The 1,209-nt window shown below is 63.0% G+C and carries 1 protein-coding gene; it reads right to left on the minus strand.

The genetic code is table 11. The features are described from left to right. Positions 1 to 10: 10 nt before the first annotated feature. Positions 11 to 1,204 carry an elongation factor Tu gene (tuf, locus tag AC1RVW_RS30805; RefSeq protein WP_093060175.1) on the minus strand — a complete coding sequence of 398 codons (1,194 nt, stop codon included), beginning with the start codon at positions 1,202 to 1,204 and terminating at the stop codon, positions 11 to 13. Positions 1,205 to 1,209: the final 5 nt, after the last annotated feature.

A 1,209-nucleotide genomic window follows, 5' to 3' on the forward strand; every position in this document is an offset into this window, starting at 1 on the left:
TGCGTCCGGCTTAGATGTCGAGGATCTTGGCAACGACGCCCGAACCCACGGTGCGGCCGCCTTCACGGATGGCGAAGCGCAGGCCTTCTTCCATCGCGATCGGGTTGATCAGCTTCACGGTGATGCTGACGTTGTCGCCGGGCATGACCATTTCCTTGTCCTTGGGCAGCTCGATCGCGCCGGTCACGTCCGTCGTGCGGAAGTAGAACTGCGGGCGATAGTTGTTGAAGAACGGCGTGTGACGGCCGCCTTCGTCCTTCGACAGGACATACACCTCGGCGGTGAAGTGCGTGTGCGGCTTGATCGAGCCGGGCTTGCACAGCACCTGGCCGCGTTCGACTTCTTCGCGCTTCGTGCCGCGCAGCAGCACGCCCACGTTGTCGCCGGCTTGACCCTGGTCCAGCAGCTTGCGGAACATTTCCACGCCGGTGCAGGTGGTCTTGACCGTCGGGCGGATGCCCACGATTTCGATTTCTTCACCAACCTTGATCACGCCGCGCTCGACAGCGCCGGTCACCACGGTGCCGCGACCCGAGATCGAGAACACGTCTTCCACGGGCATCAGGAACGTGCCGTCCACGGCGCGCTCGGGCGTCGGGATGTACGTGTCCAGGGCTTCGGCCAGCTTCATGATGGCGCCTTCACCCAGTTCGCCCTTGTCGCCTTCCAGGGCGAGCTTGGCCGAGCCGTGGATGATGGGGGTGTCGTCGCCGGGGAATTCGTACTTGTCGAGGAGTTCGCGAACTTCCATTTCGACCAGCTCGAGCAGTTCCTTGTCGTCGACCATGTCGCACTTGTTCAGGAACACGATGATGTAGCCCACGCCCACCTGGCGAGCCAGCAGGATGTGTTCACGGGTCTGGGGCATCGGGCCGTCGGCGGCCGAGCACACCAGGATCGCGCCGTCCATCTGGGCAGCGCCGGTGATCATGTTCTTCACGTAGTCGGCGTGGCCGGGGCAGTCGACGTGTGCGTAGTGGCGGTTGGCCGTTTCATACTCGACGTGCGCGGTGTTGATCGTGATGCCGCGGGCCTTTTCTTCAGGCGCAGCGTCGATCTGGTCGTAGGCCTTAGCTTCGCCGCCGAACTTGGCCGACAGCACCGTTGCGATCGCAGCCGTCAGCGTGGTCTTGCCGTGGTCGACGTGACCGATCGTGCCCACGTTGACGTGAGGCTTGGTGCGGGTGAATTTACCTTTTGCCATTTTTC

This window comes from Variovorax sp. MPBD4-3 (assembly GCF_058809745.1).

What these genes read in the sequence shown, in the direction of transcription:
- tuf (WP_093060175.1), bottom strand. Translation starts at nt 1,204, where the DNA reads ATGGCAAAAGGTAAATTCACCCGCACCAAGCCTCACGTCAACGTGGGC.